1 protein-coding gene is annotated in these 583 nt (G+C 61.4%); it reads left to right on the top strand.

Translation table 11 applies throughout. The features are described 5' to 3' along the window. A partial coding sequence (locus NBG84_RS36880; protein WP_250924078.1) for a condensation domain-containing protein occupies positions 1-583 on the top strand: 583 nt, incomplete at both ends.

Genomic DNA, 583 nt, shown 5'->3' with positions numbered 1-583 from the left:
CCCCGGCATCGAAACCATGGTCGGCCTCTTCATCAACACCATCCCCATACGGGTGCGGTTGGATGCGGGTGTGTCGGTGAGGGATATGTTGGTGCGATTGCAGGGTGAACAGTCGAGCTTGATGCAGCACCAGCACCTGGGGCTGTCACGGCTGCAGCGTCTGGCCGGGGTTGATGACCTCTTCGACACCGTCGTGATCTTCGAGAACTATCCCGTCGACCTCAATCAGGCAACGGGCACCGCTCACGCGCTCCGCTTCACCAAGCAAGTCGGCCGTAACGCCAACCACTACCCGCTGAGTCTGATAGCGGTTCCCGGTTCTGGTCTGGTGTTGCGTTTGGACTATCGGGCAGATCTTTTCGATCAGGCTGCCGTGGCTGCCCTGGCCGCACGTTTGGTGCGGATCTTGGAAGCAGTGGTGGCGGATCCGGGTATGCCCATCGGGCAGATCGATGTCCTCGATCCCGCAGAGCGCCATCAACTGTTGGTGGGGTGGAACGGTACGGCGAGGGTTGTTCCCGAGGCGGTGTTGCCCCAGCTGTTTGAGGAACAAGCCGCAACGACGCCGGATGCGGTGGCGGTT

The sequence above is a fragment of the Streptomyces albipurpureus genome, from assembly GCF_023701525.1.
Classification (GTDB): domain Bacteria; phylum Actinomycetota; class Actinomycetes; order Streptomycetales; family Streptomycetaceae; genus Streptomyces; species Streptomyces albipurpureus.
This window is presented reverse-complemented; position numbering and strand designations above follow the sequence as displayed.